Below are 23,188 nucleotides of genomic sequence, written 5' to 3'. Positions count from 1 at the left end.
ATTAAGCGGATGTCAGTTTCTGTATTGCCTCATCAGCTGTGATCTTCTCCTGGGTTCCGGCCTTCAGGTCTTTAAGGGTAATGGTCCCGGTTTCAACCTCATCCTTTCCGATGATGACCGCATAGTCTGCACTCTTCCCTGCAGCCTTCATCTGAGCTGAGAAGCTCCGGTCCATCAGGTCAGTCTCGGTGATGATGCCATTCATCCTGAACTGCCCGGCAATGGTGAGAGCATAGTCCCGTCCTTCGTTCGTGGTTATGATCATCACCTGTGGCTGCCAGGGGACCCAGCTCGCTTCACCAAGGGCAACCATTACCCGGTCAAAACCGATGGCAAATCCGGCCGATGGAGTATCTTCTCCACCAAAGAGATGGGCAAGACGGTATGCACCACCACCAAGGATCTGGTTTTCGGCACCCAGCCCCTCGGCAAAGCATTCAAAGACCACTCCGGTGTAATAATCAAGACCCCGTGCAATCGCCGGGTTTATCTCGTACGGGATACCCGATGCGTCGAGGATGGCAAACATCTCCCGAACCCGTGCAGCCTCCGGAATCTCTCCAATGATTGCAAAAACATCTTCAAGCGTCCGGGCACCACACAGCCGGATGAGGGGATCACACAGGTCGTCCCGTCCGATATCGCGGAGGTATGTTATTGCGGCTTCTTCCTCACGCTTGTCAAGAAATGCCCGGATCTTCTTTTTATCTCCATCGGCAAGATCTGCAAGGAGGGTACGCATGAAGGAGAGATGGCCGATGCGGAGGACAAACGTTACTCCTGCCGTCCTGAGAAGGTCATATCCGAGTGTGATAACCTCCGCATCCCCCATGGCAGAGTCTGCCCCGATAAGTTCTGCCCCGAACTGCCAGAACTGGCGGTATCTTCCCTTTTGTGGTCGCTCATATCTGAAACAGTCGGCAAAATAGCACCATTTGACGGGTTTGTTGAGCGATCTCCCCTCTTCAACATACATCCGGAGAACCGGTGCGGTCAGTTCCGGCCTGAGTGCAAGCGACCTGCCACCCTTGTCCTCAAACACGTACATCTCATTGATGATCCCCTCTCCTGACCGGATGGTGAAGAGCTCCAGTTCTTCAAATACCGGGGTTGCTATCTCCCGAAAACCATAGAGTCGTGCCCGTGCCCGCATCCGTGCTTCTATCTCACGACGCCGCTCCATCTCATCAGGGAGCATATCCCGTGTCCCGCGTGGTTTTTGAATCATGATGTTACCTTCTGGTATTATTCCGGGGAACACTCCCGAAGAACCTGGTTATTGCCGGTTCGTCTGTCCAGATCTTCTCTCTCTCCTCTTTTCCCTGAAGGTACAGTCCAAGCAGGACAACCCCGGTCCCCAGGATGGAGACCTCCGGCCACAGGTAAACGATACCTGCACCAGTGGTTGCAAGCGCAGTCTGGTATACTCCGTGTATTGAGGCTTTCCTGTACCCGGGAAGCAGGGACCGTGCCCAGATCCGGATATCACGCAGCCAGAGGAAGATGCAGACAAGCACACCAAAGACTGATATCAGAAAGAGAATACTCATCGCAATGAACCTATTATGTACTGTTTCTTGCATATCGTACTTATTCCATATGGAGAAAGGACCGGATCTGAAACATATTCTGCAGGCGGCATATGACCACACATTGAGTCCAGACGAGGCGCTGGCACAGATATGTGCTGAATCAGTTCTACCGGTCGGCTCGGTGGCATGCCTTGACATGTCCAGGAAGGCCCGGTGCGGTATCCCTGAAGTGATCCTTGCAGAAGGAAAAGAGCCAGCTCATCTCCGTTCGATTATTGAACGTTATGTCACATCCGCCGGAAGATGTATCATATCCCGTCTTGACCCTGAAACTGCCGTCTCACTCATGGAATGGGCACGGAGTGAGGATATATCATCTGCATGGTCGGATGAAGGGCGCGTTCTGGTCCTGGCGAAGGGGACACCAGCTCCGAAGACCGGGGGAGTTGTCGGGATCATCACCGCCGGCACGTCAGATATACGGGTTGCCGAGGAGGCCAGGATAATAGCCGAAGAGATGGGGTGTGAAGTTCGAAGGGCATATGATGTCGGTGTTGCCGGCATTCATCGTCTCTTCCCCGTCATCCGGGAGATGGAGGGGTGTCATGCCTTCGTCGTTGCAGCGGGAAGGGAAGGAACCCTGCCATCTGTGGTGGCCGGTCTTGTGGATCGCCCGGTCATCGGGGTGCCGGTCTCAACCGGGTACGGGTACATGGGCGCAGGTCAGGCTGCCCTAGCCAGCATGCTCCAGTCCTGTTCGGTCCTGACGGTGGTAAATATTGATGCAGGGTTTGTCGCCGGAGCCTCTGCTGCGATGATCGCAAACCTGGTGGCGGGATCATGATCCGGGCGCTGTATATAGGCAGGTTTCAGCCGTATCACAACGGGCATCATTATGTGATAAACCAGATCGCACAAGAAGCGGATGAACTCATCATCGGTATTGGCAGTGCCCAGATGAGCCATGAGCCTGCAGATCCCTTTACCGCCGGAGAACGGGTGCTTATGATCACCGGTGCCCTGCAGGACCTGCACAAACCCCTGTATGTCATCCCGCTTGAGGATATAAACCGCAATGTATTATGGGTGTCACATGTCCGTGCCATGACGCCACCATTCCACCGGATCTACTCAGGAAATCCGCTTGTTATCCGGCTCTTTCACGAGGCCGGGATTGAGGTCCTCAGCCCTGCCATGTATGAGCGGGCGACATTATCAGGAACGAAGATCAGGGACCTGATTGCCTGTGACAAGCCCTGGGAGGATTTTGTTCCTCCTGCCGTTGTCAGGGTGATTCAGGAGATAGACGGAATATCACGTATCAGGGCACTGAACCAGGATGACGGGGACTGCCCCGGACGATAAGGAGATGGGTTATGTTTGAATCAATAAAAAAAATATTCAGCAAAACATCTGAAAAAGCACCAAGATCAGCGATATCACTTGAAGATCTCCCTGCCTGGCTTGATGAGATGGAAGCGGGCTGTATCTCCCGTCGGAATGCCGCATCCACGAGTTCACGTGAACGATTACTGAAACTTGAACAGGATCTTCACCAGCTTCTGACAGAGTTTGGTGAAGAATCATCAGACGAGCCACATCACCACAAGGTGGAACAGGTCAACCGTCATGCACTCCCCCAGTTCTGTAAAAAGATAGAGGCTGAACTTGAGGGGGAGTTCTCCGAGGATGATGAGGTCTTTTACCGGGAAGTCGCCGGACTTATCAACGGGTGTTTCAAGGCGTACCGGGGGCCGGGCAGGTATCTCCACCATCTCTATCCGGATGAAGTCAAGGTCTTTAAACAAACGTTGGACCATATGGGCCATGAACTGAACCGGATGACCGAGATCATACGGATTTCGCGAGAACGGCTCATGCACATTGCAGAAATGCGTGCCCTTCTCCACAACCGGGATGCCCTGATAGAAGAGGAGGCGCAGGCAGGTGCAGAAGAGAAAAAATTTGAAGCACGGTTATCTGAATTGAAGACAGATCTCCAGAAGGCGGGTTCAGAGCTGGAACGTCTGCTTGCTTCAGATTCCTATGCCTCATATCTGCGCCTTGAAGAGGAGACCGGACAGATCAGGGAGCAGTTGGAAAAAGCCAGGGAAACATGGGAGTCCCAGATCCGAGTTGCTCTTCCGGTGTGGAAACGGGGAGTCAAAGCCTTCCAGGAACAGGCAAAACCGGTGGATGAGAAGAACATGGAGGATCTCATCCAGGCTGCATCATCACCCCGGCGCGATGACGATGAGATTGCACGGCTGATATCCCTGACGGCAAAGCCCCTCTTTACTCTGTTTGAGTCAGGAATCGTACAGGCAAAGAACTCGTTTGAGAAACATCTTTTTACGAACGCTGAAGAGTATACAAAAAAATTCGGTGAGATATCCATAAGTCTGCACACACTTTCAGAAGATCTGAAAAGAAAGAAACAGGATCTTGAAGGGAACGTTCTCCTTGAACAGAAAAATCATATCACCCAGACTATTACGGAAGCAGAAAAGAGGATTGATGAACTGAACCAGGAAGAGGAGAAGAGAAAAGAGCGTCTCTCCTCCCTGAAAGAAAAACAGAGATCGATCCTGGAAGAGCTCAGGAAAAAATTCTCTGAATTCACCGAAGAAGAGATGGATTTGATGCTCCCTGGTGAAGAGTCATGAGAGCGATACGAACCCTCCCGGTTGAGAAGGGAACGGTGGCCTGCCTTCCAGATAAACGGGAAGATGTTGAGAAGTGCCGGTTTTGCGTTCACTCGGTACGGTTTGGTATCCCCGGAAGAGAAGTCCCATCCCCCGCTCGTGCCTTTTGCACCATGAACCGGGGAACTGTTGAGGTTGACCTGAAAACGGTCACCAGCGTGGTCTGTGATGATGCAGGATCCGAGGGTTTTCGAAGCATCATGAATATTATCAGTTAAAAAAGGGAAGTATCTCTTCTATCCTGACATGAGCCTCGATGTGATCTGCGAGGGTATCAAACGGATCCTTGTCCTGCGCTGGCGGGGTCCATGTGAGTCCCTTGCGGTCGCAGAGGAAGGTGACAAATGCAGCAGCGACATGTGGTGAGGTGAAAAGCCCATGCATATACGTCCCGATAAGCAACCCGTCTTCACTGACAACTCCTTCTCCTGAAAATGCTTCCCTGATATCTCCCCGGCAGGTGGTTCCCATGTGGATCTCATACCCTGATACGGACGCAATCTTCTCCAGAAACGGCCCGTGACCGGATGACGTACGGGTCACCTGCACCGTCGTCTTCTCATACCCGGAAAATGTCGTCCTGCAGGGGATAAGGCCCAGGCCATGAAACGTCCCCTCTTTTGACTCAATACCCGAATCAAGAATCTCTTCACAGAGCATCTGGTACCCGCCACAGATACCGATGATCGGAACTCCCTGAGTCCTGGCCTTTTTAATCTCCTCACCTGTTCCGGATGCAATCACCTCTTCCAGGTCCTCGATGGTGTTTTTTGTTCCAGGCAGAATGATGGCATCAAACCCGGAGAGCGGAGTTCCCGGTTTTACATACCTGACCGATGCATACCGCTCAAGTACCTCATAGTCGGTGAAGTTGGATATCCGGGGCAGATGGATGACCGCAATCTCAACAGGAGCACTTTTGGTTTTTTTATCCTGCAATGAGAGCGAGTCTTCACTTGGGATATCCACATCGGTCACTGGAACAAGACCGATTGCAGGAACGCCGGTAATTTCCTCAAGGATTCTCATCCCATCTGAGAAAAGGGCAGGATCTCCCCTGAACTTATTGACAATAACTGCCTTTACCAGCGGGCGGATATCGTCCGGAAGAAGGGAGATCGTTCCATACACCTGTGCAAACACACCTCCCCGTTCAATATCAGCGACAAGGATAATCGGGAATTTGAGTGCCCGGGCAAGACCGATATTTGCGATGTCACGGTCAAAGAGATTTACTTCAGCAGCGCCTCCTGCTCCCTCAACGACGAGCGCCCCGTACCGACTCATGAGTTTTCCTGCCGCCTCTAATGCAATGGTCAGCAGGTTGTCGGTCACTTTGTAGTAGTCGCAGGCATGTACATCATGGTGAGGTCTGCCAAGCAGCACTATCTGCGATGTCTGATCCCCTTTTGGTTTGAGGAGGATCGGGTTCATCTCCACACAGGGTGGAATGCCTGCCGCATGTGCCTGCATCGCCTGTGCTATCCCGATCTCGCCCCCATCCTCCGTTACCCAGGAGTTCAGACTCATGTTTTGTGATTTAAATGGGGCATTTGAAATCCCCCGGCGTCGGAGGATCCGGCACAGACCGGCTACCATCGTACTTTTCCCTACATGTGAAGCGGTCCCCAGGACCATGACAGACATATATGCTCAGGTAGGATGGATGAAGATAATATAATGCAACAACCGCCTCCATCCATGGATGAGAAAAAACCGGTTTATATCGGGATATTTTATGATAAGCATTTAATAGTAAAACATGAGATGGAATAAGTAATGAATGGTGGTATCTGCTCCATATGTGGGCTACCAAAAGAACTCTGTATCTGTGAAGAAGTTGCAAAGGAACAGCAGCGAATTAATGTGAAAGTCAATAAACGTCGGTATGGAAAAGAAGTCACAGTCATTGAGGGGCTGGATCCGACTGACATTGACCTTGAAGACCTTTCAAAGTTTATGAAAAGTAAACTTGCCTGTGGCGGTACTGTGAAAGGCAACTCCATAGAATTACAGGGTAACCACCGTGATCGGGTTATCGATCTTCTTGCTACAAAGGGATACACCGTGGATAATATCTCTTAAACAGCAAAAGAAGTTATTTTTTCTTTTTCTGCCGTATCATCGAGTGTAAATCAAGATGGTACGTATCTTCGGATCCAACCCGTACGACCCGGTCATCAGTTTCGATCAGTCTGGACAGGTTCAGGTCATATCTGCCGGGTTCGAGAATTCTGATACTTTCAATGGAATCAGAATCCTGCTTCGGTTCTTCTAGTTCAACGTCTGTGTGCTCTCTGGTCGTGGTTACAGGTGCAGGAGCCGGTGTTTCAGGTGCATGGTTTTGCAGGGGTTCATTTTTTTGTGCTCTCTTTCTGCCGGTCTCAAAGACAAACTTGCCACAGCCACATACCGGGCAGCCGTCCCTGAGGTGGCGTGCATCAGGAAACAGGGTCTTGCATCCGGCGCAGCGATGAGGCATGGTTCACCTCCCTGATATCCAGGCGCTGATAAGACCACGATCTTTTCGTATCATCTTGAGTTGATTTGCAGGACCGATAACGGTAAGTCTCCGGTTCTCTTCATCTCCCCTGATAAACCTGGAGAACACACCTGCGGATCGCTGCTTGGAAGGATAGGTCTCAATCTCAATTCCTGAAAACCGGTCAGGCAGAATCTCCTGCATGGTCATCTCAATAAGTACGGATTGTTCATCGGGTGTGAGGCCGCTTTCAAGAATGACGATGGTGCCATCACGGACATTATCCAGGATAAGTCGTATCTTTTCCATTGAAGGCATCTGTGCGAGCCGTTCTTCTGATATGAGATCTATTCGTACACCCTGCATGTTTTTCACCTGAAATGCCGGACCATTTCTTCATAGAGATTTTCAATCTGGGTACCATCAAGACACGAAACCGGTATGACGGGGTGCTGGGGGAAGGCCGTGCGTATCCGGTGGGGTGCCGCATCAGGAAGGTCAATCTTGTTTGCTGCAATGATCACCGGCAGTTTTCTGCTTTCAATAATCCCGATCATCATGATATTTACCTGTGCAAACGGGTCCAAGGTCGCGTCAATCATGTAAATAACCCCGTCAATATCTTCACGAAGCCAGTGCATGGCCTCTGCGACGCCTTCGGTAGCCTCGCGTGCACGGGTGATGGCATCCTCCCGCTCAATGCCGTACTCGATAAACTCCTTATAATCAACCCTGGTGGTAACACCGGGTGTATCGACGATATCAATCGTGATAGACCGGCCGTTTGAGCCTGTGATGGTGATATTTCCTGTCCTGACTGCCCGTCTGGTCTCATGTGGCACCTCACTGGCTGTTCCGGATACCGTGCCTGACCAGTCTTCAGCGATCCTGTTTGCAAGGGTGGTTTTCCCTGCATTTGGAGGGCCATAAATACCTATACGGGCGGTCTTGTTCTGGAAAAGATTTGAAAGGATTCGCGAGAGAGTCTGGCTTATTCCCATTGTGGTTACGTCCCTGGGCTTGTTTTTTTGAAATCAGGCCTGTGAAAAGCCTGCCTGTCTACATGGTTATGATCAGGGAGTATTATTATTGTTGTCATCCCACCTGTCTCGGATCTTCATATTTGACATACCGGTCACCGGAGCGATGGATTAATACCCGATCCCGATAAGTATCAGAGCAATGCATCTGCCCGGGAAACCGAGAGGTGACAGTAATGAGCTACAACAGTGACACGATCCAGCTCGAGACCAAGGTCCCAGTGCGGGAAATAATGCGAACGAACCCCAAGACTATTGATTATCATGCAACGGTAGCGCATGCAGCACGGAAAATGTGCAGCAAGGATCCATCAGGCAGTTGTATTGTCCTTCGGGATGGCGTTGCCGTGGGGATAGTTACCGAGCAGGATATAAACTGCAAGGTTGTCGCCCGGGATCTGCGCCCGAGTGAAGTCCATGTCAGTGAGATCATGACTTCACCCCTGATCACAATTGGTACAGATAAAACCGTTGAGGATGCCGCTCACCTGATGATCCGAAACCGGGTCAGAAGACTGCCAATCATCAATGACAAAGGTGTTGTGATCGGTATTGTGAGTGTCCGGGATATCGTTGCAGTGAGTACCGAGATTAATGAACTAATGGGCGAACTCGTGGTAATTAATCGTGCTGACGACATTAGTTCAGGGATGTGTAGCAGATGCGGCCAGATGTCAGATGAACTGACCAGTATAGACGGTTCCCTCATCTGTCCGAACTGTATGGAAGACGACCGGTTGTAATGTACAGCAGCTGACAGGGTCTTCTGCCAGAAGCTGTATGTTCCTGTATCGGGCACATTCCAATCTCATCCGAATGTTTGAGAATCCGGGCACCTATAAACCCGGAGGTATAAATTTTTGACCTGAATCCTGACATCTGCCGGCTTTCTGATCGTTCATTCCCGGCAGAATGTCCGGACGTATTTACTGTGTAACCGTAAGGCTGGTATCTCATGAATTCACATCATGACCATGACAACAGGACCGTTCTTTCGATAGCTACCTCGAAAGTGATCTCAGCCCCGCCTACCATGCGGATCTTTGGAGCAATTGAAACCCTTACCCAATGGGGATTTCGCAGACTGCCTATAGTAGACCCGGGGACTCATCGGCTGAAAGGAATTATTACTGCACGGGATGTCATTGATTTTCTTGGCGGTGGTGAGCTCTTCAATCTCATCAATGTCAAGCATGATGGGAATTTCCTCGCAGCAATCAATGAAAGTGTCAGCAAGATCATGAAGACTGATGTCAGAACCCTCCATCCTGATGCAACGCTGAATGAAGCACTTGATATCATTCTTCGTGATCGTATTGGAGGCATTCCGATTGTTGATGAATATGGGGTGCTCAATGGCATCGTCACCGAGCGGGACGTACTGAAGATCCTGTGCCGGTCACATGCCGCTACTCCGGTTGAGAGCGTTATGACCCGCTCTCTCCTGGTTCAACAGCCGGACTGTCCGCTCTCGACTGTTACCAAGGTAATGACAGAACACCAGTTCAGACGTCTGCCCATTGTGAAAAATGATGTGTTATTCGGGATAATCACTGCAACCGACATCGTGCGGTACATCGGGACCGGACGAGTTTTTGAAAAACTGGTCACCGGGGATGTCGCAGAGGTCATGAACATCCCGGTCCGTGATCTGTTAAGCGGGAACCTGTTCACAACCGATCCTGATGCAACCGTGACCGATGCAGCACGAGCCATGATGGCAAAGAAGGTCGGTGCTCTGCCAGTGATAGATCAAAGCAGACTGGTGGGTCTGGTCACAGAGTTTGATCTGGTCAGGGCGTTCTCACCGGTGAATGGTGACAGGAGATAAGTGATGCTGGTTTCAGATCTGATGTCTACACCGGTCCATGCCGCAAAGCCGGGTGATACCGTCTCACATGCACGAAATCTGATGCTCAGGCATAAGATATCCAGGGTTCTTGTTGTTGATGAAGGTCGCGCACGAGGAATCATCACAAAGAAGGATATCGGGTTTCGTCTGCGGAAGAATGATCCAGACTGGCGGTATCGGAAGATGGACAGTGCCCCCCTGAGTCAGGTGATGAGTACTGATCTGGTGAGTTTATCCCCAGATAGCAGCATCCGTGATGCGCTCCTCCTCCTGGTCAGTCATGAGATCTCGGGAGCACCGGTTATTGATCAGGGGATGGTTCTGGGCATTCTGACCAGGACTGACATTTTGCGCTCACATCTGGTCGCACAACTGGATATTCCGGTCCATGAGATAATGCATGAACCTGCAATGGTCACCCCGGAACACTCCCCGGTGCATGTGGTTGATCTCATGAAAAAAGGAGCAGGGGCAGTAATCGTTGTTGATGATGGAGGAGCGGTCGGGATTATTACCGAAAGTGATCTTGCCTTTTATGTAGATAACCCTGAAAATGCGGGGTCTGGTACCGCAGCAGGGATGATGAGGCCGATAATCCCGTCTCTTCCTGAGACAGCGAGAACCAGAGAAGCCGTGGCGGTCATGTTAGAGACTGCCTGTCAGAGTGTGATAATCTCTGGCGGGAACGGCATAAAAGGAATAATTACCAGAGATGACATAATACGGGAAGTGGTTCAATGACCAATACCATACTTGTACGAGACGTGATGGCAAAACCGGTTACGGTAGCAAAGTCTGCTCCGGTCACCGATGCCCTGGATAAAATGCTTGATACCGGACTTGATCCCCTCGTGGTACTTCACCACGATGAAGTGGTCGGGACAGTATCCCGTCAGAAGATAGTTGAAAAACTTGGTGCCAGACACAGCTCTGAAGTTGCACCAACCGCGATCCACGTCTCCAATACCATTGACACCGAATTTACCATTGTATATGAGGACCAGGAGATCGACGTCCTGATTCCGCTTCTTCAGAACCAGGCAAAACTGGCTGTTGTGTACAATGAAGACAACAAGATTGTCGGACAGGTGGCATATGGAGACTTACTCGCTAAGATGGTCCCAGAAGGAGACCTCTCCTCGGTCACTGAGCCTCACCATGTAATTGAGGCCGGAGAACGGATGGTTCATCTCCGCCGGAAGATGGTTGATGAGAAGATTGCCAGATACATTGTCATGGCTGACAACAAGATCGCAGGACTGGTCTCTGAGACCGATGTTGCTGTTGCTCTTACCAAATTCCGTGAAGCAGTTGATGACCGGCACCAGGAACATCAGATACGTAATATTCTGGTCAGGGATATTATGAGTTCTCCGGTTATGAGTGTTGAAAAGAGTGCAACGATCCCGGAAGTTGTGTCAAAGATGCTTTCAAAGAACATAAGCAGCATCCCTGTCACAGATAATGGGAAAGTTATCGGAATCGTTACCCGGGAATCCCTTATCCGGGCGTTATAGTGCTTTGTGTAACGTCTTGGAATAGTCGAAATGAAAAGAAGATATTCCAAGGCGTGCACATAAAACGCACTTCATAGTAATAAGTAAACGTTCTGAATGATCTCTGAAAGTTTGCATTATTTTATTTAATCTTTTTCGATATTTCCAAATACCTGCAGAGCGAATCCGCTGGTATGAATCTTCACCCCATGCAGCCGGTAAAGCCGGAAACCCGGGTTGATTCTCTCCTGAAACAGATGAGTATGACTGGGTTTCAGGGGCGGAAACTTGGTGAATCGGTTGCGGTATGGAGTCAGATGATAGAGGATCCGGATGTTACCATATTTGCCGGCCTGTCAGGTGCCATGGTCCCTGCGGGTATGCAGGAATGTCTGATAACCCTGCTTGAAAACCGGTTTATTGATGTGCTGGTCTCTACCGGAGCAAATATTTTTCACGATATCTGTGAGCATGCAGGGATCAGGCATTATCTCGGGCATCATATGGTGGATGACCAGGACCTTTTCAGACAGGGCATTGACCGGATTTATGATGTTTTTGCATATGAGGATCAGTTCAGGGGTGTTGATGCAAAAATTGCAGAATTTGCAGAGGGACTTGTGGGGTTTTCTGGCTCATCTGCAGATTTTATCAGGAAGCTCGGGGTATGGCTTTCACACGAGTATCCATCCGGAAGATCAATTACTGCCACGGCAGCCCGTCTGAATATCCCCATATTCATCCCTGCCTTGTGTGACTCGTCTATTGGTATTGCTCTTGTCATGGCACGAAGAGGAGGCCATCTGGTCATGATTGACCAGCTGGCTGATACAGATCAGCTGACCGGATATGTTGAAAAGGCACAGAAGACTGGTGTCATTTATGTCGGCGGGGGGGTTCCGAAAAACTTCATCCAGCAGACGCAGGTTATTGCGTCCATTCATGATCACGAGTGCGGGGGACATGATTATGCGATCCAGTATACAACAGATACGCCACATTATGGAGGACTTTCCGGCTGTACCTTTGAAGAGGCTGTATCATGGGGAAAGGAGTCATGTACCTGCAGGAAAGTTCAGTGCTTTTGTGATGCAACCATCGCCCTTCCGCTTGTCACATCAGCCCTTCTTGCCGCCGGGATCCGCCGATCAGGGCATCCATGATTCGATGGGAATGAGAGTCAGGAATCATAACCCTTATATCTCATTCCCATCCACATTAGTAAGCACAATTCCTGTAGCAGCAGAGATTCTGTTGCGAGTGTCGATATGATGCGATTTTGCATGTTGAGGTAGCCAAGCCAGGTATGGCGCAGGGTTGCTAACCCTGTGTCCCTTGGGACTCGGGGGTTCAAATCCCTCCCTCAACGCTGACACGCAGGCAATTCCCTGAAGTGAGGCATTGCATGGCTCAGGATGACCAGGAGATAAACTACTTTGTCAGGGTTCATAATACCGACCTTGACGGGACGAAGCCCGTTCTTATTTCCCTGACCGGTATCAAAGGGGTCGGACGACATACTGCCAAGTTCATTGCTGAAACTGCAGGTGTTGAAAAGAACGTATTGATGGGTAAACTTGATGAAGCATCTGTTGACCGGATCCGTGAAGTTGTCAGTAATTATGCCGACCGGATTCCAGTCTGGATGAGTAACCGCCCCAAGGACGTCTATACCGGTGTCAAGCGTCATCTGCTCGGAGCAGATGTCACGATGACTGTTGATGATGACATCAACCTGCTCAAGAAGATCCGTGCATACCGCGGCATCAGACATGAGACCGGCCAGAAAGTCCGTGGTCAGCGTACCAAGTCTACCGGAAGAACCGGCCTTATCGTCGGTGTGAAGAGAAAGAAAGCCTAGGCGGGATGAAACATGGGCTATCCAGGTAAAAATCACAAACAGTACCAGACACCCAAGCGTCCGTTCGAACTCTCCCGTATTGAGGAAGAGACCCGCCTTGTTATTGAGTATGGTCTCAGAAACAAGCGGGAAGTCTGGATTGCCAAGGGTGCACTCCGGAAGTACCGCAAAGCAGCTCGTGAAATCATTGCTCTGCAGTCTACCGGTTCAGAACAGGCACGTGTTGAACGGAAGAAGGATGAACTGATCGGATCTCTGCAGCGTTCCGGAATGCTTTCAGAGAATGCAGATATTGATGATGTGCTTGCACTCAAGGTGGAGCAGCAGCTTGACCGGAGACTTCAGACTCAGGTCTACCGACGTGGATTTGCACGTTCACCAAAGCAGGCACGCCAGTTCATTACTCATGGACATATTGCAATAGGTGGACGCCGTGTTACCATTCCAGGATACACGGTAAGTGCAAAGGAACAGGAAGAGATCTCATACGCCGGGTCTTCACCACTGGTCAGTGATATTCACTCAGAACGCCAGCGGATTGCAAAGGTTGGGAGATAATCATGAGTGAAGGGAAGGAAAAATGGGGCGTCGCTCATATCTACGCATCATTTAATAATACCATCATCACGGTAACAGATCTGACCGGTGCTGAGACCATTACCAAGAGTTCAGGTGGTATGGTCGTCAAGCAGGACCGGAACGAGAGTTCTCCATATGCAGCAATGCAGATGGCCGGTAATGTTGCCCAGGCAGCACGAGAAAAAGGAATTGTAGGTCTTCATGTGAAGGTCCGTGCCCCGGGTCGTGGAAAACAGCGTTCTCCCGGACCAGGTGCCCAGGCAGCAATTCGTGCACTTGCCCGTGCAGGGATGCGTATCGGACTTATCGAAGATGTAACTCCGGTACCACACGACTCAATCAGGCCAAAAGGCGGGAGAAGGGGTCGTAGAGTCTGATGAAGATCGAATTCAGCAGTCTTGAAGAGAACGCTGCGTCGTTTGTTCTCAGTGATGCCCCAATCGCGTTTGCAAATGCACTCCGCCGTGCAATGGTCAGCGAAGTTATGACCTTTGCAATTGAGGATGTCAAGATTTACGACAATACCAGTGCTCTCTTCGACGAAATTCTGACTCACCGGCTGGGTCTTATCCCGCTGGTCACTGATCCTGACAGTTTTGTCCCCCGCAGCCAGTGTTCCTGTAATGGAGCCGGCTGTCCACGATGCACGGTCACGCTCACCATGAGTGTTGAAGGTCCGGGTGTTGTGATGTCAGGTGATCTTATCTCTCAGGATGCAGTGGTAAGACCGGCAGAAGACAATATTCCCATCGTAAAACTTGAGAAGAACCAGAAGGTTGTGATCGAGGCACAGGCATACATGGAGCGGGGAATGGAACATGCAAAATGGTCCCCGACGACGGTATGCGGTTACAAGAACTATCCCATCATCACCCACGACGAGCGGTGTGATGGATGTGGTCTGTGTGTCGAAGTCTGCCCAAAGGAGATTCTGGAAGTGAAGGGTTCTGCTGTCGGGGTAAAGGATGGCGGTCTTGAATCATGTTCTTTGTGCCGGCTGTGTGAGCAGGCATGTCTGAACAGCGGTATCGGGGATGAACCGGCTATTCATATCGGAATGGATGACCGGAGATTCCTCTTCACCGTAGAGAGTGCCGGATCATTACCAACGGTCAGAATTATCAAGCATGGACTGCTGTTTCTGAAAAAACAGTCAGATGAATTACACGAGGCTTTGAGTGAAATTAGAGGGTAACGGAGCATGACCAGAAGGAATGATAAGTCCAATCCGCGCCTTGCCGAACTCATCAGACTCCTGAAGCAGACGTCGCGTGAGAACGAAGTTGAGATCTGGAGCGATATCGCATCCAGGCTTGAGAAGTCGCGGAAGAACTACGCGGAAGTAAACGTCAGCAAGATTAACCGGTATGCACAGGAAGGGGAGACCCTGATTGTTCCGGGTAAGGTGCTTGGGAGCGGAGTTGTAGAGGCAGGCGTGACAGTTGCTGCACTGAGCTTTTCAGATGCTGCAGTAAGCAAGATCACTGAGGCAAAGGGGCAGTGCATCAGCATTGAACAGCTGCTCTCCCAGAACCCGAAGGGAAGCAGGACAAGGATACTGAGGTAGGTAGATATCATGGTAGTAGTAATTGACGGTGATGGCCTGCTTCTCGGAAGACTTGCCAGCAATGTTGCAAAGCGTGCCCTTGCAGGTGAAGAGATAGCAGTGGTTAATGCTGAAAAGGCAGTGATATCAGGAAACCGTGCACGGGTTCTTGGCAACTACAAGCAGAAACGCCAGCGCGGTTCTCGCGAAGGTGGTCCGTTTTTCCCACGAAGACCGGACCATATTCTGAAACGTACCATTCGTGGTATGATTCCCTATAAGCGTGAGCGGGGAATTGAGGCCATGAAGCGGATCAGAATCTATGTTGGTGTCCCGGATGAGTTATCCGGACAGCCATTTGAAACGATTGAGGATGCAAGCAAGAAGCGGCTGGGTAACCCGTCACATGTGACACTTGGTGCAGTCAGCACGTTCCTTGGAGCAAAATACTGATCAGGTGACCTCTGATGAGAATAATCAATACCAGTGGAAAGAGAAAAACCGCGGTTGCACGGGCAACATTCCGGCCTGGTAAAGGGGTAGTTCGTATCAACTCCCTGCTGCTTGATGTGTTCTCCACCGAGCTTGCCAGAATGAAGATATCCGAACCACTCCAGCTGCTTCCAGGTGTGCTGGAGGGAGTGGATGTCTCCATCAAGGTGGCCGGCGGAGGTATCATGGGGCAGGCAGAAGCTGCACGTACAGCCCTGGCCAGGGGAATTGTCAAGTGGCATAATGATCCCCGTATGAAAGACGTATATCACGTGTATGATCGCAGTCTGCTCGTGAATGACTCACGTCAGAAAGAAGCAAAGAAGCCACATGGTCGTGGGGCACGGAAGAAATTCCAGAAGTCATACCGGTGAGCTTTATTAGTATGAGCTATAACATTAGTGGAGCAACCAGATGATACCGGTTCGCTGTTTCACCTGCGGAAAGGTAATCTCCACTGCATACGAGGAATTTAAACGCCGTCGGGATGCGAGCGAGGATCCAAAAAGGATCCTCGACGATCTCGGAATGGATCGGTATTGTTGCCGGCGTATGTTACTCACGCACAAGGAGATTATTGACGAACTTAACCCATACCAATGAGGGGTCGTAGGGTAGCCTGGACCATCCTAGGGCGTTCGGGACGCTCTGACCTGAGTTCGAATCTCAGCGACCCCATTCTTGTGCCAACGGATTTTTGAGGAGTTACGCATGCAAACTTATACTCGCTATGAGAAGGCGCGGATTGTCGGCGCCCGGGCACTTCAGATATCTATGGGTGCCCCGATCCTCATTGCCACCTCAAGTATTGATCCACTTGAGATAGCGATGGAGGAATTCGACCGTGAGGTTATTCCGATAACAGTGAAACGGAGATAGGTAATCGGATGACCATCACGCGCGCAATAACTCTGCGAACCATCCTCGATTCCAGAGGAAGAAAGACGGTTGAAGCTGAGGTCAGAACTGAACACGGATTTGGGAGAGCGGCAGCGCCGGGCGGTGCAAGTACCGGCATACACGAAGCTGCAGTACGGGATCCGCTTCTTGCTATAGCTGATGCACAAGGGCAGGTAATTCCCCATCTTATCGGCATTGATTCGTCAGATCAGATCGGTGTCGATTCCCTGCTCCATGAGATCGACGGGACTGATAATTTCTCCGGAATCGGAGCAAATGTCGCAGTTGCCCTCTCTCTTGCCATGGCAAAAGCAGCAGCAGATGCAACGAATATTCCGCTCTGGCAGCATATTGGCGGAATATTTGTGGACTCTGCCCCGCGGCCGCTTGGCAATATCATCGGAGGCGGTGCTCATGCATCCCATGCCACACAGTTCCAGGAATTTCTTGTCGTCCCAACCGGCTGTGAGCGTGTTCGTGATGGTATCTTCGCAAATGCGCAGGTTCATAAAACCGTATATGACCTGCTGAAAAAACGTGGAATACGCGCAGGAAAAGGGGATGAAGGGGCATGGGCTCCCCCGATCTCTGATCCTGAAGCGTTCAGGATTCTGGCAGAGGCAATATCCCTGGTTTCTGATGAAACAGGATTTGAGATAAGTCCGGGGATTGATGCAGCAGCCAGTCAGCTCTATGATCCTGAATCCGGAATGTACCGGTACCGGGACGGGACCGTCAGATCACCTGAAGATCAGGTTACATATATTGCAGACCTGATCGATGAATTTGATCTGATCTATGTGGAGGATCCCCTGTATGAGGAAGATTACGAAGGATTTGCTGCCCTGAACAGGGAGGCAGGAAACCGGTGTCTTATCTGCGGGGATGACCTCTTTGTAACAAACACAAAACGTATCCAGGAAGGTATCTCTCATGGGAGTGCCAATTGTGTGCTTATCAAGCCAAATCAGATAGGGACTCTTACTGATACCCATGAAGCTATTCACCTTGCAAAGCGTCATGGAATGGAAACAGTTATAAGTCACCGGTCTGGTGAGACTGAAGACACAACCATTGCTCATCTTGGATGCGCATTTCAGTGTATATTCATAAAAACGGGGGTTGTCGGCGGGGAGCGGACAGCCAAATTAAACGAACTCATACGGATTGAGGAGAGTATCTATGAACGGAAATGAAATGGAGATTGAACTGAACGAACCTCTTGTTTCAGTTGAAGAGTATCTTGCAGCAGGTGTCCACATCGGAACCCAGCAGAAGAGCAGCGACATGAAGAACTTCATCTACCGCGTCCGCGGAGATGGATTATACATTCTGGATATCCGGGAGACCGACGAGCGGATTAAACTTGCCGCGAAGTTCCTTTCCCAGTATGATCCGGCAAAAATTCTGGTTGTCACCTCACGTCAGTACGGCCAGTACCCGGCACGCCGGTTTGCAGATTCCATAGGTGCAACCCCGATCATCGGCAGATATATTCCTGGAACTCTGACAAACCCGCTGCTTCCACGCTATGCAGAACCTGATGTTGTCGTCGTAACTGACCCGGTCAGTGACCTGCAGGTTATCAGGGAAGCCATTCAGGTCAGCATTCCTGTAGTGGCCCTTTGTGATACCAACAATATGACAAGTCTTGTGGATGTCGTCGTCCCGACCAATAACAAGGGGCGCAAAGCACTCTCCATGATTTACTTCCTCCTGACCAAGGAGTTCCTCCGTCATAAGGGATACAACACCTCCCTGACCCCTGAAGACTTCGAAACCGAGATGTGATACCTCCGTCAGGGATCATCAGGAACCGATATCCTGAAACGTAACCGGGATCAATCCCTCGTCCATGAAGAGCAGGGCTAGTACAGTCGCCGGGATGTTCTATCCTGGTGAACCCGGACGTCTCAGACAACTCCTGTCTGAACTCTTTCGAAATGTGACATCTTCCGGCGATGCAGCAGGGGTGGTATCCCCTCATGCAGGGTATGTATACTCCGGAAAAACTGCAGCGAAGGCATTTGCTGCATTTGATGAGAAGTTTGACGGAACATTTCTGGTCATAGGTCCCAGTCACCGGGGTTTTCCCACCTGTATCTCACAGGTTCCCTGGGAAACCCCGCTTGGGATGCTTGAGCCGGATATCGAGCTTGGATCCTGTATTCATCTCCCGGTTGATGAACGGGCGATGAGTTATGGCTCTGAGAACTCCCTGGAAGTGCAGATGCCGTTTATCCAGTACAGGTTTCCAAGGTCCAGAATTGTTCCGCTCATGATGGGTCATCAGACCTTACAGGAAGTTCATCGGATATCGTCAATAATCATTACCGCTCTGGAAAAATATCAAAAACCGGTAAAAATTGTGGCATCAAGTGACTTCTCTCATTATGTCTCTGCCGAAAAGGCATACCGCGATGATCACTATGCGATAGAGGCACTTTTACAGATGAATGTCCCTGAATTTTTTTCCAGAATACAGTCACATAACATCACGGCCTGTGGATATGGTCCTATAGGATGCATGATGGAAGTACTCAGGACCCGGGGGAAGACCCGGTGCGATCTGCTCGAATATACCACTTCAGGAGAGACAAGTGGTGATTATGACCAGGTCGTAGGCTATGCGGCATTGGCGGTGCGATAGTGGCAACGTGGAGTGCACCCGGAAAAGTATTCTTATTTGGGGAACATGCTGTTCTCTATGAGAAGCCAGGGATAGCACTTGCAATAAGACCACGGGTATATGTTACCGTCAGAAAAACAAGTCATCCACATCACGCGAAATCACCCTATATTGATCAGTGCTTTCGAGAGTTTGGTGTGAAGGGTAGTGTGTATATCAATTCACAACTTCCGAGTTCTTCAGGCCTTGGTTCATCAGCTGCAGTGACGGTGGCAACACTCGCAGCAATTAATGATGAATTTGATATGGGGCGAAGTAAGGAACAGATAGCCGAACTTGCCTGGAAGATAGAGAAAAAAGTCCAGAAAGGCCGGGCAAGTGCAACTGATACGACCGTCTCAACGTACGGCGGCATGTTTCTCATCAAAGAAGGAACGAGAAAGCGCCTGGCTCCCCAGAACTATCACCTGGTAATAGGAAACAGCCAGATCTCGCATTCTACCAGCAGAATGGTTGAAAAGGTTGCAGAAATGAAATCGAAACACCCGGCGATCATCAACCCGGTTCTGGACTCGATCGAAGCGATCGTCATGGATGCCATGAAGCATCTTGACGAACCGGCATACCTTGGAAAACTCATGGATATGAATCACTGCCTGCTTGAGATGCTGGGTGTGGGCCATCCTCAACTCTCCCGACTGGTTCTTGCGGCACGTTCAACTGGTGCGTTTGGTGCAAAGATAACGGGTGCCGGGGGTGGGGGATGTATGGTCGCTCTGGCACCCAAAAATATCAGGGCCAGAATAGCAGGAGCCATTGAGGTGTTTGATGGCAGGGCAATTATCACCTGCATTGATACTGAAGGACTGAGAAAGGAGCGGGATGCCTGATCGAATCATTTTAAAACTTGGCGGAAGTGTTATCACCGATAAGGAACGGGGTGATGCAGGAGTTATTCGTGAGAGTGTCCTGCAAGAGGTAGCACGGGCTCTGAAAGAGTATGCAGATATTCCTCTTCTTCTCATTCATGGTGCCGGATCATGCGGGCATCCACAGGCCAGGCAGTATCATATCCAGAGTGGTGTCTCTCGAGAGAATCGGGAAGGAATTTATGCGACACATCAAGCGGTATCTGCCCTGAATGAACTGGTTGTCCGAACCTTGCGTGCTGAAGGAATAGAAGCCGTTAGTGTCCATCCGCTTGAAGGCATGGTCGCATCCGGAGGAGAACTCTCCGGTTACTGCCTGACACATCTTCATCTCATGATCGATCTTGGTATCGTACCGGTTTTGCATGGAGATGTGGTCATGGATACCGAGAAAGGGGCATGTATTGTTTCCGGTGATCAACTGGTCAGGGTATTGGCACAGAAGCTGGGTATGAAACGCATCGGGCTTGCAACCGATGTTCCCGGTCTTCTGGATGCTGATGGATCAGTTGTGAGGGAACTGCGCCGGACAATGGCGCATACCATAAGGATTGAAGGCTCCGGTTCGGTTGACGTTACCGGAGGAATGCAGGGAAAAATTTCAGAACTCCTTCGTCTTGCAGATATTGGTATTGAATCTGACATATTCCATATCTCACGACTTCAGGATTTTTTAAGCGGGGCAGATCATGGGGGCACCAGGATCCTGCCGGAGGGAGCATGAACCGCAGGGAATTTACCTCCTCCCGAAAACTTGATCACCTTCGTATCTGTCTTGATGAACATATTGAATCCGGCAGCACCGGCTTTGATGATATCAGGCTAGTCCATGAAGCACTCCCCGACTGTGATATGGACCGTCTGTCACTTGAGACCCGGTTTTTAGGGCATAATCTGGGTTCTCCCCTGTTTATATCTGCCATGACCGGCGGACATCCGGAGACAAAAGATGTCAATGCGGTTCTTGGAGAGATAGCCGGTGAATTTGACCTTGGTATTGGTGTCGGATCCCAGCGGGCTGCAATAGAAAATCCCGAGCTGGCCGATACGTTCTCTATCGTCAGGGAAAAAGCACCCGATACGTTTATTGTCGGGAACCTGGGCATTGTGCAGCTCAGGGATCATGGCATTGAGTGGGCAGAACGTGCGGTTGAGATGATAGATGCAGATGCCCTGGCAATTCATCTCAACTTCCTTCAGGAAGCAATTCAGCCGGAGGGAGATCATGATGCAGGCGGATGTTATGCCGCTCTTCGTGAACTCTGCAGGGACCTGAAGGTTCCGGTAATAGTAAAGGAGACCGGTTCGGGCATTTCATATGAAACCGGGATCCGGTGCTTTGGTGCAGGAGCAGCATGTGTGGATATTGGTGGATATGGAGGCTCATCATGGGCTCTCATTGAAAGCCACCGGTCGGGGAGTGTTGCCGGTAAAGAAGATCTGCACCTGAAGGGATTAGGCGAGCGGTTTGGAGAGTGGGGTCTTCCGACTGTAGTGAGCCTGTATGAAACAACCCGGTGCGGGGGACCGGTTATAGCAAGCGGGGGGATTCGATCCGGAATAGATATCACGAAGGCACTGGTAATGGGTGCCCATCTTGCCGGAATGGCACTTCCACTCTTAAAACCCGCCTGCGAAGGCCCTGATGTATTACGGGAAACTATCCGGACCATTCACCAGGAACTCCGGATAAGTATGTTCCTTACCGGAAAAACCCGAATATCCGAGTTACCACAGGCCCGGTGGTATCTCACCGGTAAGACACGGGAAATGATAGAAAATCTTCCAGGAGGAGACAGAATTGGACATTGAGATCCTTGCAGTGGGCGGGTATAATGAGTTTGGGCGAAATATGACCGCCGTCCGCTGCGGAAAGGAGATAGTAATATTTGATATGGGGATCAGGCTTGATTCCCTGATGATGTATCCCGATATAGAGATGGAAAATACCCATTCACTGGACCTTATCCAGATGGGTGTAATACCTGATGATACCGTCATGAACCAGCTTGAAGGGACGGTCAAGGCCGTTATCCTCTCCCATGGTCATCTTGACCATATTGGGGCAGTACCAAAACTGGTTCACCGGTACAATGCTCCTATTATCGGGACTCCATATACCATTGAATTGGTAAAGCAGCAGATAGAGGGTGAAAAGAAATTCGGAGTCAATAACAAACTGATTGCACTGAAATGTGGACAACGATACAATATCTCAAATACTCTGGGAATGGAATTTGTCCGCACACAGCACAGTATTATCGATACGGCAACGGTCGCCCTGTATACACCAAAAGGGGCTATCGTCTATGCACTGGACTTTAAACTTGACCGGAATCCTGTACTCGGGGAACCACCGGACTTTGCCAAACTCAAAAAGATTGGGAAAGAAGGGGTGCTCTGTCTGATCACCGAGTCCACCAACGTGAACAAGAAAGGCAGGTGTCCGAGTGAGCAGATCGCCAAAAACATGGTCCGTGACGTTATCACCAGTTATGAAGATGACAAGAACGCGATCATCGTCAGTACATTTGCATCACATATCGCACGGGTAAAGACCATAGCTGAATGTGCACATGAGATTGGGCGTAAGCCCCTGCTCCTTGGACGTTCCATGGAACGGTACTGTGTCACCGCAGAACAGATGAAGATGGTCAGGTTCCCTGATACCACCAGTGTATTCGGAAACCGCCGGGTGGTTGAGCGAACACTACGACGGCTGATTAAATCAGGTAAGGAACAGTATGTACCGATCGTTACCGGTCACCAGGGAGAACCTGGTTCAATTCTAACGAGGATAGCCCAGAATGACACTCCGTATAAGATAGAACGGGGTGATAAGGTGATGATCAGTGCCCAGCTGATCCCGAATGATATGAATCGTGCCCAGCGGTACCGGATGTTTACTATGTTAAAATCACAGGGTGCGAGGATATTTGATGAACTTCACGTGAGCGGTCATGCATACTGCGAGGATCATTATGAGATGGTACATCTCTTAAACCCGCAATTTATTATATCAGCTCATGGTGGGATTGATCTTACCTCAGAGTATCTGGGGCTTGCAACCGAACTTGGGTACACCCTGAACAAGGATTTCTTCCTGATGGCAAACGGTCAGAGACAGAAACTGGCATAAGGAACA

General features: G+C 50.3%; 32 protein-coding genes and 2 tRNA genes. 28 read left to right on the top strand and 6 right to left on the bottom strand.

Annotated features, from left to right (window positions below):
• Window position 1: 1 nt before the first annotated feature.
• Together hisS and MHUN_RS15250 are read right to left on the bottom strand one after the other, a co-directional pair.
• Window positions 2-1,228 carry a histidine--tRNA ligase gene (gene hisS / locus MHUN_RS15255; RefSeq protein WP_011449863.1) on the bottom strand — a complete coding sequence of 409 codons (1,227 nt, stop codon included), beginning with the start codon at window positions 1,226-1,228 and terminating at the stop codon, window positions 2-4.
• 4 nt (window positions 1,229-1,232) lie between these two features.
• Window positions 1,233-1,550, bottom strand: a complete 318-nt coding sequence (locus MHUN_RS15250) for a hypothetical protein (RefSeq protein ID WP_011449862.1) — start codon at window positions 1,548-1,550, stop codon at window positions 1,233-1,235.
• A gap of 49 nt (window positions 1,551-1,599) precedes the next feature.
• Here MHUN_RS15250 and larB point away from each other — a divergent pair, with 49 nt between their 5' ends.
• From larB to MHUN_RS15230, 4 genes are read left to right on the top strand one after another with little or no spacing between them, the layout of a single operon-like run.
• Window positions 1,600-2,376, top strand: a complete 777-nt coding sequence (gene larB, locus MHUN_RS15245; RefSeq protein ID WP_011449861.1) for a nickel pincer cofactor biosynthesis protein LarB — start codon at window positions 1,600-1,602, stop codon at window positions 2,374-2,376.
• Entirely contained in the window at window positions 2,373-2,897 is a 525-nt protein-coding gene (locus MHUN_RS15240; protein ID WP_011449860.1) for a nicotinamide-nucleotide adenylyltransferase, read from the top strand. Before larB ends, MHUN_RS15240 begins: the two co-directional genes overlap by 4 nt.
• Window positions 2,898-2,908: 11 nt before the next feature.
• Entirely contained in the window at window positions 2,909-4,198 is a 1,290-nt protein-coding gene (locus MHUN_RS15235; protein WP_011449859.1) for a hypothetical protein, read from the top strand.
• Window positions 4,195-4,455 carry a hypothetical protein gene (locus MHUN_RS15230; RefSeq protein WP_011449858.1) on the top strand — a complete coding sequence of 87 codons (261 nt, stop codon included), beginning with the start codon at window positions 4,195-4,197 and terminating at the stop codon, window positions 4,453-4,455. The genes MHUN_RS15235 and MHUN_RS15230 overlap by 4 nt, the downstream gene beginning before the upstream one ends.
• Here MHUN_RS15230 and MHUN_RS15225 read toward each other — a convergent pair.
• The gene (locus tag MHUN_RS15225; protein ID WP_011449857.1) at window positions 4,448-5,884 is read right to left on the bottom strand and encodes a cobyric acid synthase; all 1,437 of its coding nucleotides are present in this window, start codon (window positions 5,882-5,884) and stop codon (window positions 4,448-4,450) included. The genes MHUN_RS15230 and MHUN_RS15225 overlap by 8 nt on opposite strands.
• A 132-nt stretch (window positions 5,885-6,016) precedes the next feature.
• On the opposite strand from MHUN_RS15225, the gene yciH reads away from it, so the two are divergent.
• Complete coding sequence (gene yciH, locus MHUN_RS15220) at window positions 6,017-6,322, top strand: stress response translation initiation inhibitor YciH (protein ID WP_011449856.1); 306 nt, start codon at window positions 6,017-6,019, stop codon at window positions 6,320-6,322.
• A 13-nt stretch (window positions 6,323-6,335) separates the two neighbouring features.
• Here yciH and MHUN_RS17850 read toward each other — a convergent pair whose 3' ends face one another.
• From MHUN_RS17850 to MHUN_RS15205, 3 genes are read right to left on the bottom strand one after another with little or no spacing between them, the layout of a single operon-like run.
• Window positions 6,336-6,719 (bottom strand): Zn-ribbon domain-containing protein, encoded by a 384-nt coding sequence (locus MHUN_RS17850; protein WP_011449855.1) that lies wholly within the window; start codon window positions 6,717-6,719, stop codon window positions 6,336-6,338.
• Window positions 6,720-6,722: 3 nt separating this feature from the next.
• Window positions 6,723-7,085, bottom strand: a complete 363-nt coding sequence (locus MHUN_RS15210) for a DUF2073 domain-containing protein (protein WP_011449854.1) — start codon at window positions 7,083-7,085, stop codon at window positions 6,723-6,725.
• 5 nt (window positions 7,086-7,090) lie between these two features.
• On the bottom strand, window positions 7,091-7,720 hold the full coding sequence (locus MHUN_RS15205; protein ID WP_011449853.1) for an Era-like GTP-binding protein: 630 nt from the start codon (window positions 7,718-7,720) through the stop codon (window positions 7,091-7,093).
• A gap of 215 nt (window positions 7,721-7,935) precedes the next feature.
• Between MHUN_RS15205 and MHUN_RS15200 the strand changes: the two genes are divergently transcribed.
• The 23 genes from MHUN_RS15200 (at window position 7,936) to MHUN_RS15090 (ending at window position 23,182) form a co-directional block, all read left to right on the top strand.
• Entirely contained in the window at window positions 7,936-8,502 is a 567-nt protein-coding gene (locus tag MHUN_RS15200; protein ID WP_011449852.1) for a CBS domain-containing protein, read from the top strand.
• Window positions 8,503-8,714: 212 nt separating this feature from the next.
• Window positions 8,715-9,590: a CBS domain-containing protein gene (locus MHUN_RS15190; RefSeq protein ID WP_011449851.1), complete on the top strand. Its 876-nt coding sequence runs from the start codon at window positions 8,715-8,717 to the stop codon at window positions 9,588-9,590.
• 3 nt (window positions 9,591-9,593) lie between these two features.
• A complete protein-coding gene (locus MHUN_RS15185) occupies window positions 9,594-10,352 on the top strand; it encodes a CBS domain-containing protein (RefSeq protein ID WP_011449850.1) in 759 nt (252 codons plus the stop codon).
• A complete protein-coding gene (locus tag MHUN_RS15180; RefSeq protein ID WP_011449849.1) occupies window positions 10,349-11,128 on the top strand; it encodes a CBS domain-containing protein in 780 nt (259 codons plus the stop codon). Before MHUN_RS15185 ends, MHUN_RS15180 begins: the two co-directional genes overlap by 4 nt.
• 173 nt (window positions 11,129-11,301) lie before the next feature.
• Window positions 11,302-12,270: a deoxyhypusine synthase gene (locus MHUN_RS15175; RefSeq protein WP_011449848.1), complete on the top strand. Its 969-nt coding sequence runs from the start codon at window positions 11,302-11,304 to the stop codon at window positions 12,268-12,270.
• Between the two features lie 122 nt (window positions 12,271-12,392).
• A tRNA-Ser gene (locus MHUN_RS15170) sits at window positions 12,393-12,476 on the top strand.
• 36 nt (window positions 12,477-12,512) lie between these two features.
• Window positions 12,513-12,968, top strand: coding sequence for a 30S ribosomal protein S13 (locus MHUN_RS15165; RefSeq protein ID WP_011449847.1), 456 nt, complete (start codon window positions 12,513-12,515; stop codon window positions 12,966-12,968).
• A 12-nt stretch (window positions 12,969-12,980) separates the two neighbouring features.
• Window positions 12,981-13,526: a 30S ribosomal protein S4 gene (locus MHUN_RS15160; RefSeq protein WP_011449846.1), complete on the top strand. Its 546-nt coding sequence runs from the start codon at window positions 12,981-12,983 to the stop codon at window positions 13,524-13,526.
• A 2-nt stretch (window positions 13,527-13,528) separates the two neighbouring features.
• Window positions 13,529-13,924, top strand: coding sequence for a 30S ribosomal protein S11 (locus MHUN_RS15155; RefSeq protein ID WP_011449845.1), 396 nt, complete (start codon window positions 13,529-13,531; stop codon window positions 13,922-13,924).
• On the top strand, window positions 13,924-14,742 hold the full coding sequence (locus tag MHUN_RS15150; protein ID WP_011449844.1) for a DNA-directed RNA polymerase subunit D: 819 nt from the start codon (window positions 13,924-13,926) through the stop codon (window positions 14,740-14,742). The genes MHUN_RS15155 and MHUN_RS15150 overlap by 1 nt, the downstream gene beginning before the upstream one ends.
• 6 nt (window positions 14,743-14,748) lie before the next feature.
• Entirely contained in the window at window positions 14,749-15,114 is a 366-nt protein-coding gene (locus MHUN_RS15145; RefSeq protein WP_011449843.1) for a 50S ribosomal protein L18e, read from the top strand.
• 9 nt (window positions 15,115-15,123) lie between these two features.
• Window positions 15,124-15,546 (top strand): 50S ribosomal protein L13, encoded by a 423-nt coding sequence (locus tag MHUN_RS15140; RefSeq protein ID WP_011449842.1) that lies wholly within the window; start codon window positions 15,124-15,126, stop codon window positions 15,544-15,546.
• Between the two features lie 11 nt (window positions 15,547-15,557).
• Window positions 15,558-15,959 carry a 30S ribosomal protein S9 gene (locus MHUN_RS15135; protein ID WP_048067601.1) on the top strand — a complete coding sequence of 134 codons (402 nt, stop codon included), beginning with the start codon at window positions 15,558-15,560 and terminating at the stop codon, window positions 15,957-15,959.
• 40 nt (window positions 15,960-15,999) lie between these two features.
• On the top strand, window positions 16,000-16,188 hold the full coding sequence (locus MHUN_RS18465; protein ID WP_011449840.1) for a DNA-directed RNA polymerase subunit N: 189 nt from the start codon (window positions 16,000-16,002) through the stop codon (window positions 16,186-16,188).
• Window positions 16,189-16,263, top strand: a tRNA-Pro gene (locus MHUN_RS15130). It abuts the gene before it with no gap.
• Between the two features lie 33 nt (window positions 16,264-16,296).
• Window positions 16,297-16,464 carry a DNA-directed RNA polymerase subunit K gene (locus MHUN_RS15125; RefSeq protein WP_011449839.1) on the top strand — a complete coding sequence of 56 codons (168 nt, stop codon included), beginning with the start codon at window positions 16,297-16,299 and terminating at the stop codon, window positions 16,462-16,464.
• Between the two features lie 8 nt (window positions 16,465-16,472).
• A complete protein-coding gene (locus tag MHUN_RS15120) occupies window positions 16,473-17,681 on the top strand; it encodes a phosphopyruvate hydratase (protein WP_011449838.1) in 1,209 nt (402 codons plus the stop codon).
• The gene (gene rpsB / locus MHUN_RS15115; protein WP_011449837.1) at window positions 17,668-18,276 is read left to right on the top strand and encodes a 30S ribosomal protein S2; all 609 of its coding nucleotides are present in this window, start codon (window positions 17,668-17,670) and stop codon (window positions 18,274-18,276) included. The genes MHUN_RS15120 and rpsB overlap by 14 nt, the downstream gene beginning before the upstream one ends.
• 64 nt (window positions 18,277-18,340) lie before the next feature.
• Window positions 18,341-19,135 carry an AmmeMemoRadiSam system protein B gene (gene amrB / locus MHUN_RS15110; protein WP_011449836.1) on the top strand — a complete coding sequence of 265 codons (795 nt, stop codon included), beginning with the start codon at window positions 18,341-18,343 and terminating at the stop codon, window positions 19,133-19,135.
• The gene (gene mvk, locus MHUN_RS15105; protein WP_011449835.1) at window positions 19,135-20,004 is read left to right on the top strand and encodes a mevalonate kinase; all 870 of its coding nucleotides are present in this window, start codon (window positions 19,135-19,137) and stop codon (window positions 20,002-20,004) included. Before amrB ends, mvk begins: the two co-directional genes overlap by 1 nt.
• Entirely contained in the window at window positions 19,997-20,767 is a 771-nt protein-coding gene (locus tag MHUN_RS15100) for an isopentenyl phosphate kinase (protein WP_011449834.1), read from the top strand. The genes mvk and MHUN_RS15100 overlap by 8 nt, the downstream gene beginning before the upstream one ends.
• On the top strand, window positions 20,764-21,855 hold the full coding sequence (gene fni / locus MHUN_RS15095) for a type 2 isopentenyl-diphosphate Delta-isomerase (protein WP_011449833.1): 1,092 nt from the start codon (window positions 20,764-20,766) through the stop codon (window positions 21,853-21,855). The genes MHUN_RS15100 and fni overlap by 4 nt, the downstream gene beginning before the upstream one ends.
• Complete coding sequence (locus tag MHUN_RS15090) at window positions 21,845-23,182, top strand: RNase J family beta-CASP ribonuclease (protein ID WP_011449832.1); 1,338 nt, start codon at window positions 21,845-21,847, stop codon at window positions 23,180-23,182. The genes fni and MHUN_RS15090 overlap by 11 nt, the downstream gene beginning before the upstream one ends.
• Window positions 23,183-23,188 lie beyond the last annotated feature (6 nt).

The organism is Methanospirillum hungatei JF-1 (genome assembly GCF_000013445.1).
GTDB lineage: Archaea > Halobacteriota > Methanomicrobia > Methanomicrobiales > Methanospirillaceae > Methanospirillum > Methanospirillum hungatei.
The sequence above is the reverse complement of the archived record's forward strand: the minus strand, read 5'-3'. Positions and strand labels throughout refer to the sequence as shown.

Bases quoted from the DNA above. Each gene is read 5' to 3' on its own strand.
- hisS (WP_011449863.1), bottom strand. From the start codon at position 1,228: ATGATTCAAAAACCACGCGGGACACGGGATATGCTCCCTGATGAGATG.
- MHUN_RS15250 (WP_011449862.1), bottom strand. From the start codon at position 1,550: ATGAGTATTCTCTTTCTGATATCAGTCTTTGGTGTGCTTGTCTGCATC.
- larB (WP_011449861.1), top strand. From the start codon at position 1,600: ATGGAGAAAGGACCGGATCTGAAACATATTCTGCAGGCGGCATATGAC.
- MHUN_RS15240 (WP_011449860.1), top strand. From the start codon at position 2,373: ATGATCCGGGCGCTGTATATAGGCAGGTTTCAGCCGTATCACAACGGG.
- MHUN_RS15235 (WP_011449859.1), top strand. From the start codon at position 2,909: ATGTTTGAATCAATAAAAAAAATATTCAGCAAAACATCTGAAAAAGCA.
- MHUN_RS15230 (WP_011449858.1), top strand. From the start codon at position 4,195: ATGAGAGCGATACGAACCCTCCCGGTTGAGAAGGGAACGGTGGCCTGC.
- MHUN_RS15225 (WP_011449857.1), bottom strand. From the start codon at position 5,884: ATGTCTGTCATGGTCCTGGGGACCGCTTCACATGTAGGGAAAAGTACG.
- yciH (WP_011449856.1), top strand. From the start codon at position 6,017: ATGAATGGTGGTATCTGCTCCATATGTGGGCTACCAAAAGAACTCTGT.
- MHUN_RS17850 (WP_011449855.1), bottom strand. From the start codon at position 6,719: ATGCCTCATCGCTGCGCCGGATGCAAGACCCTGTTTCCTGATGCACGC.
- MHUN_RS15210 (WP_011449854.1), bottom strand. From the start codon at position 7,085: ATGCAGGGTGTACGAATAGATCTCATATCAGAAGAACGGCTCGCACAG.
- MHUN_RS15205 (WP_011449853.1), bottom strand. From the start codon at position 7,720: ATGGGAATAAGCCAGACTCTCTCGCGAATCCTTTCAAATCTTTTCCAG.
- MHUN_RS15200 (WP_011449852.1), top strand. From the start codon at position 7,936: ATGAGCTACAACAGTGACACGATCCAGCTCGAGACCAAGGTCCCAGTG.
- MHUN_RS15190 (WP_011449851.1), top strand. From the start codon at position 8,715: ATGAATTCACATCATGACCATGACAACAGGACCGTTCTTTCGATAGCT.
- MHUN_RS15185 (WP_011449850.1), top strand. From the start codon at position 9,594: ATGCTGGTTTCAGATCTGATGTCTACACCGGTCCATGCCGCAAAGCCG.
- MHUN_RS15180 (WP_011449849.1), top strand. From the start codon at position 10,349: ATGACCAATACCATACTTGTACGAGACGTGATGGCAAAACCGGTTACG.
- MHUN_RS15175 (WP_011449848.1), top strand. From the start codon at position 11,302: ATGAATCTTCACCCCATGCAGCCGGTAAAGCCGGAAACCCGGGTTGAT.
- MHUN_RS15165 (WP_011449847.1), top strand. From the start codon at position 12,513: ATGGCTCAGGATGACCAGGAGATAAACTACTTTGTCAGGGTTCATAAT.
- MHUN_RS15160 (WP_011449846.1), top strand. From the start codon at position 12,981: ATGGGCTATCCAGGTAAAAATCACAAACAGTACCAGACACCCAAGCGT.
- MHUN_RS15155 (WP_011449845.1), top strand. From the start codon at position 13,529: ATGAGTGAAGGGAAGGAAAAATGGGGCGTCGCTCATATCTACGCATCA.
- MHUN_RS15150 (WP_011449844.1), top strand. From the start codon at position 13,924: ATGAAGATCGAATTCAGCAGTCTTGAAGAGAACGCTGCGTCGTTTGTT.
- MHUN_RS15145 (WP_011449843.1), top strand. From the start codon at position 14,749: ATGACCAGAAGGAATGATAAGTCCAATCCGCGCCTTGCCGAACTCATC.
- MHUN_RS15140 (WP_011449842.1), top strand. From the start codon at position 15,124: ATGGTAGTAGTAATTGACGGTGATGGCCTGCTTCTCGGAAGACTTGCC.
- MHUN_RS18465 (WP_011449840.1), top strand. From the start codon at position 16,000: ATGATACCGGTTCGCTGTTTCACCTGCGGAAAGGTAATCTCCACTGCA.
- MHUN_RS15125 (WP_011449839.1), top strand. From the start codon at position 16,297: ATGCAAACTTATACTCGCTATGAGAAGGCGCGGATTGTCGGCGCCCGG.
- MHUN_RS15120 (WP_011449838.1), top strand. From the start codon at position 16,473: ATGACCATCACGCGCGCAATAACTCTGCGAACCATCCTCGATTCCAGA.
- rpsB (WP_011449837.1), top strand. From the start codon at position 17,668: ATGAACGGAAATGAAATGGAGATTGAACTGAACGAACCTCTTGTTTCA.
- amrB (WP_011449836.1), top strand. From the start codon at position 18,341: ATGAAGAGCAGGGCTAGTACAGTCGCCGGGATGTTCTATCCTGGTGAA.
- MHUN_RS15100 (WP_011449834.1), top strand. From the start codon at position 19,997: ATGCCTGATCGAATCATTTTAAAACTTGGCGGAAGTGTTATCACCGAT.
- fni (WP_011449833.1), top strand. From the start codon at position 20,764: ATGAACCGCAGGGAATTTACCTCCTCCCGAAAACTTGATCACCTTCGT.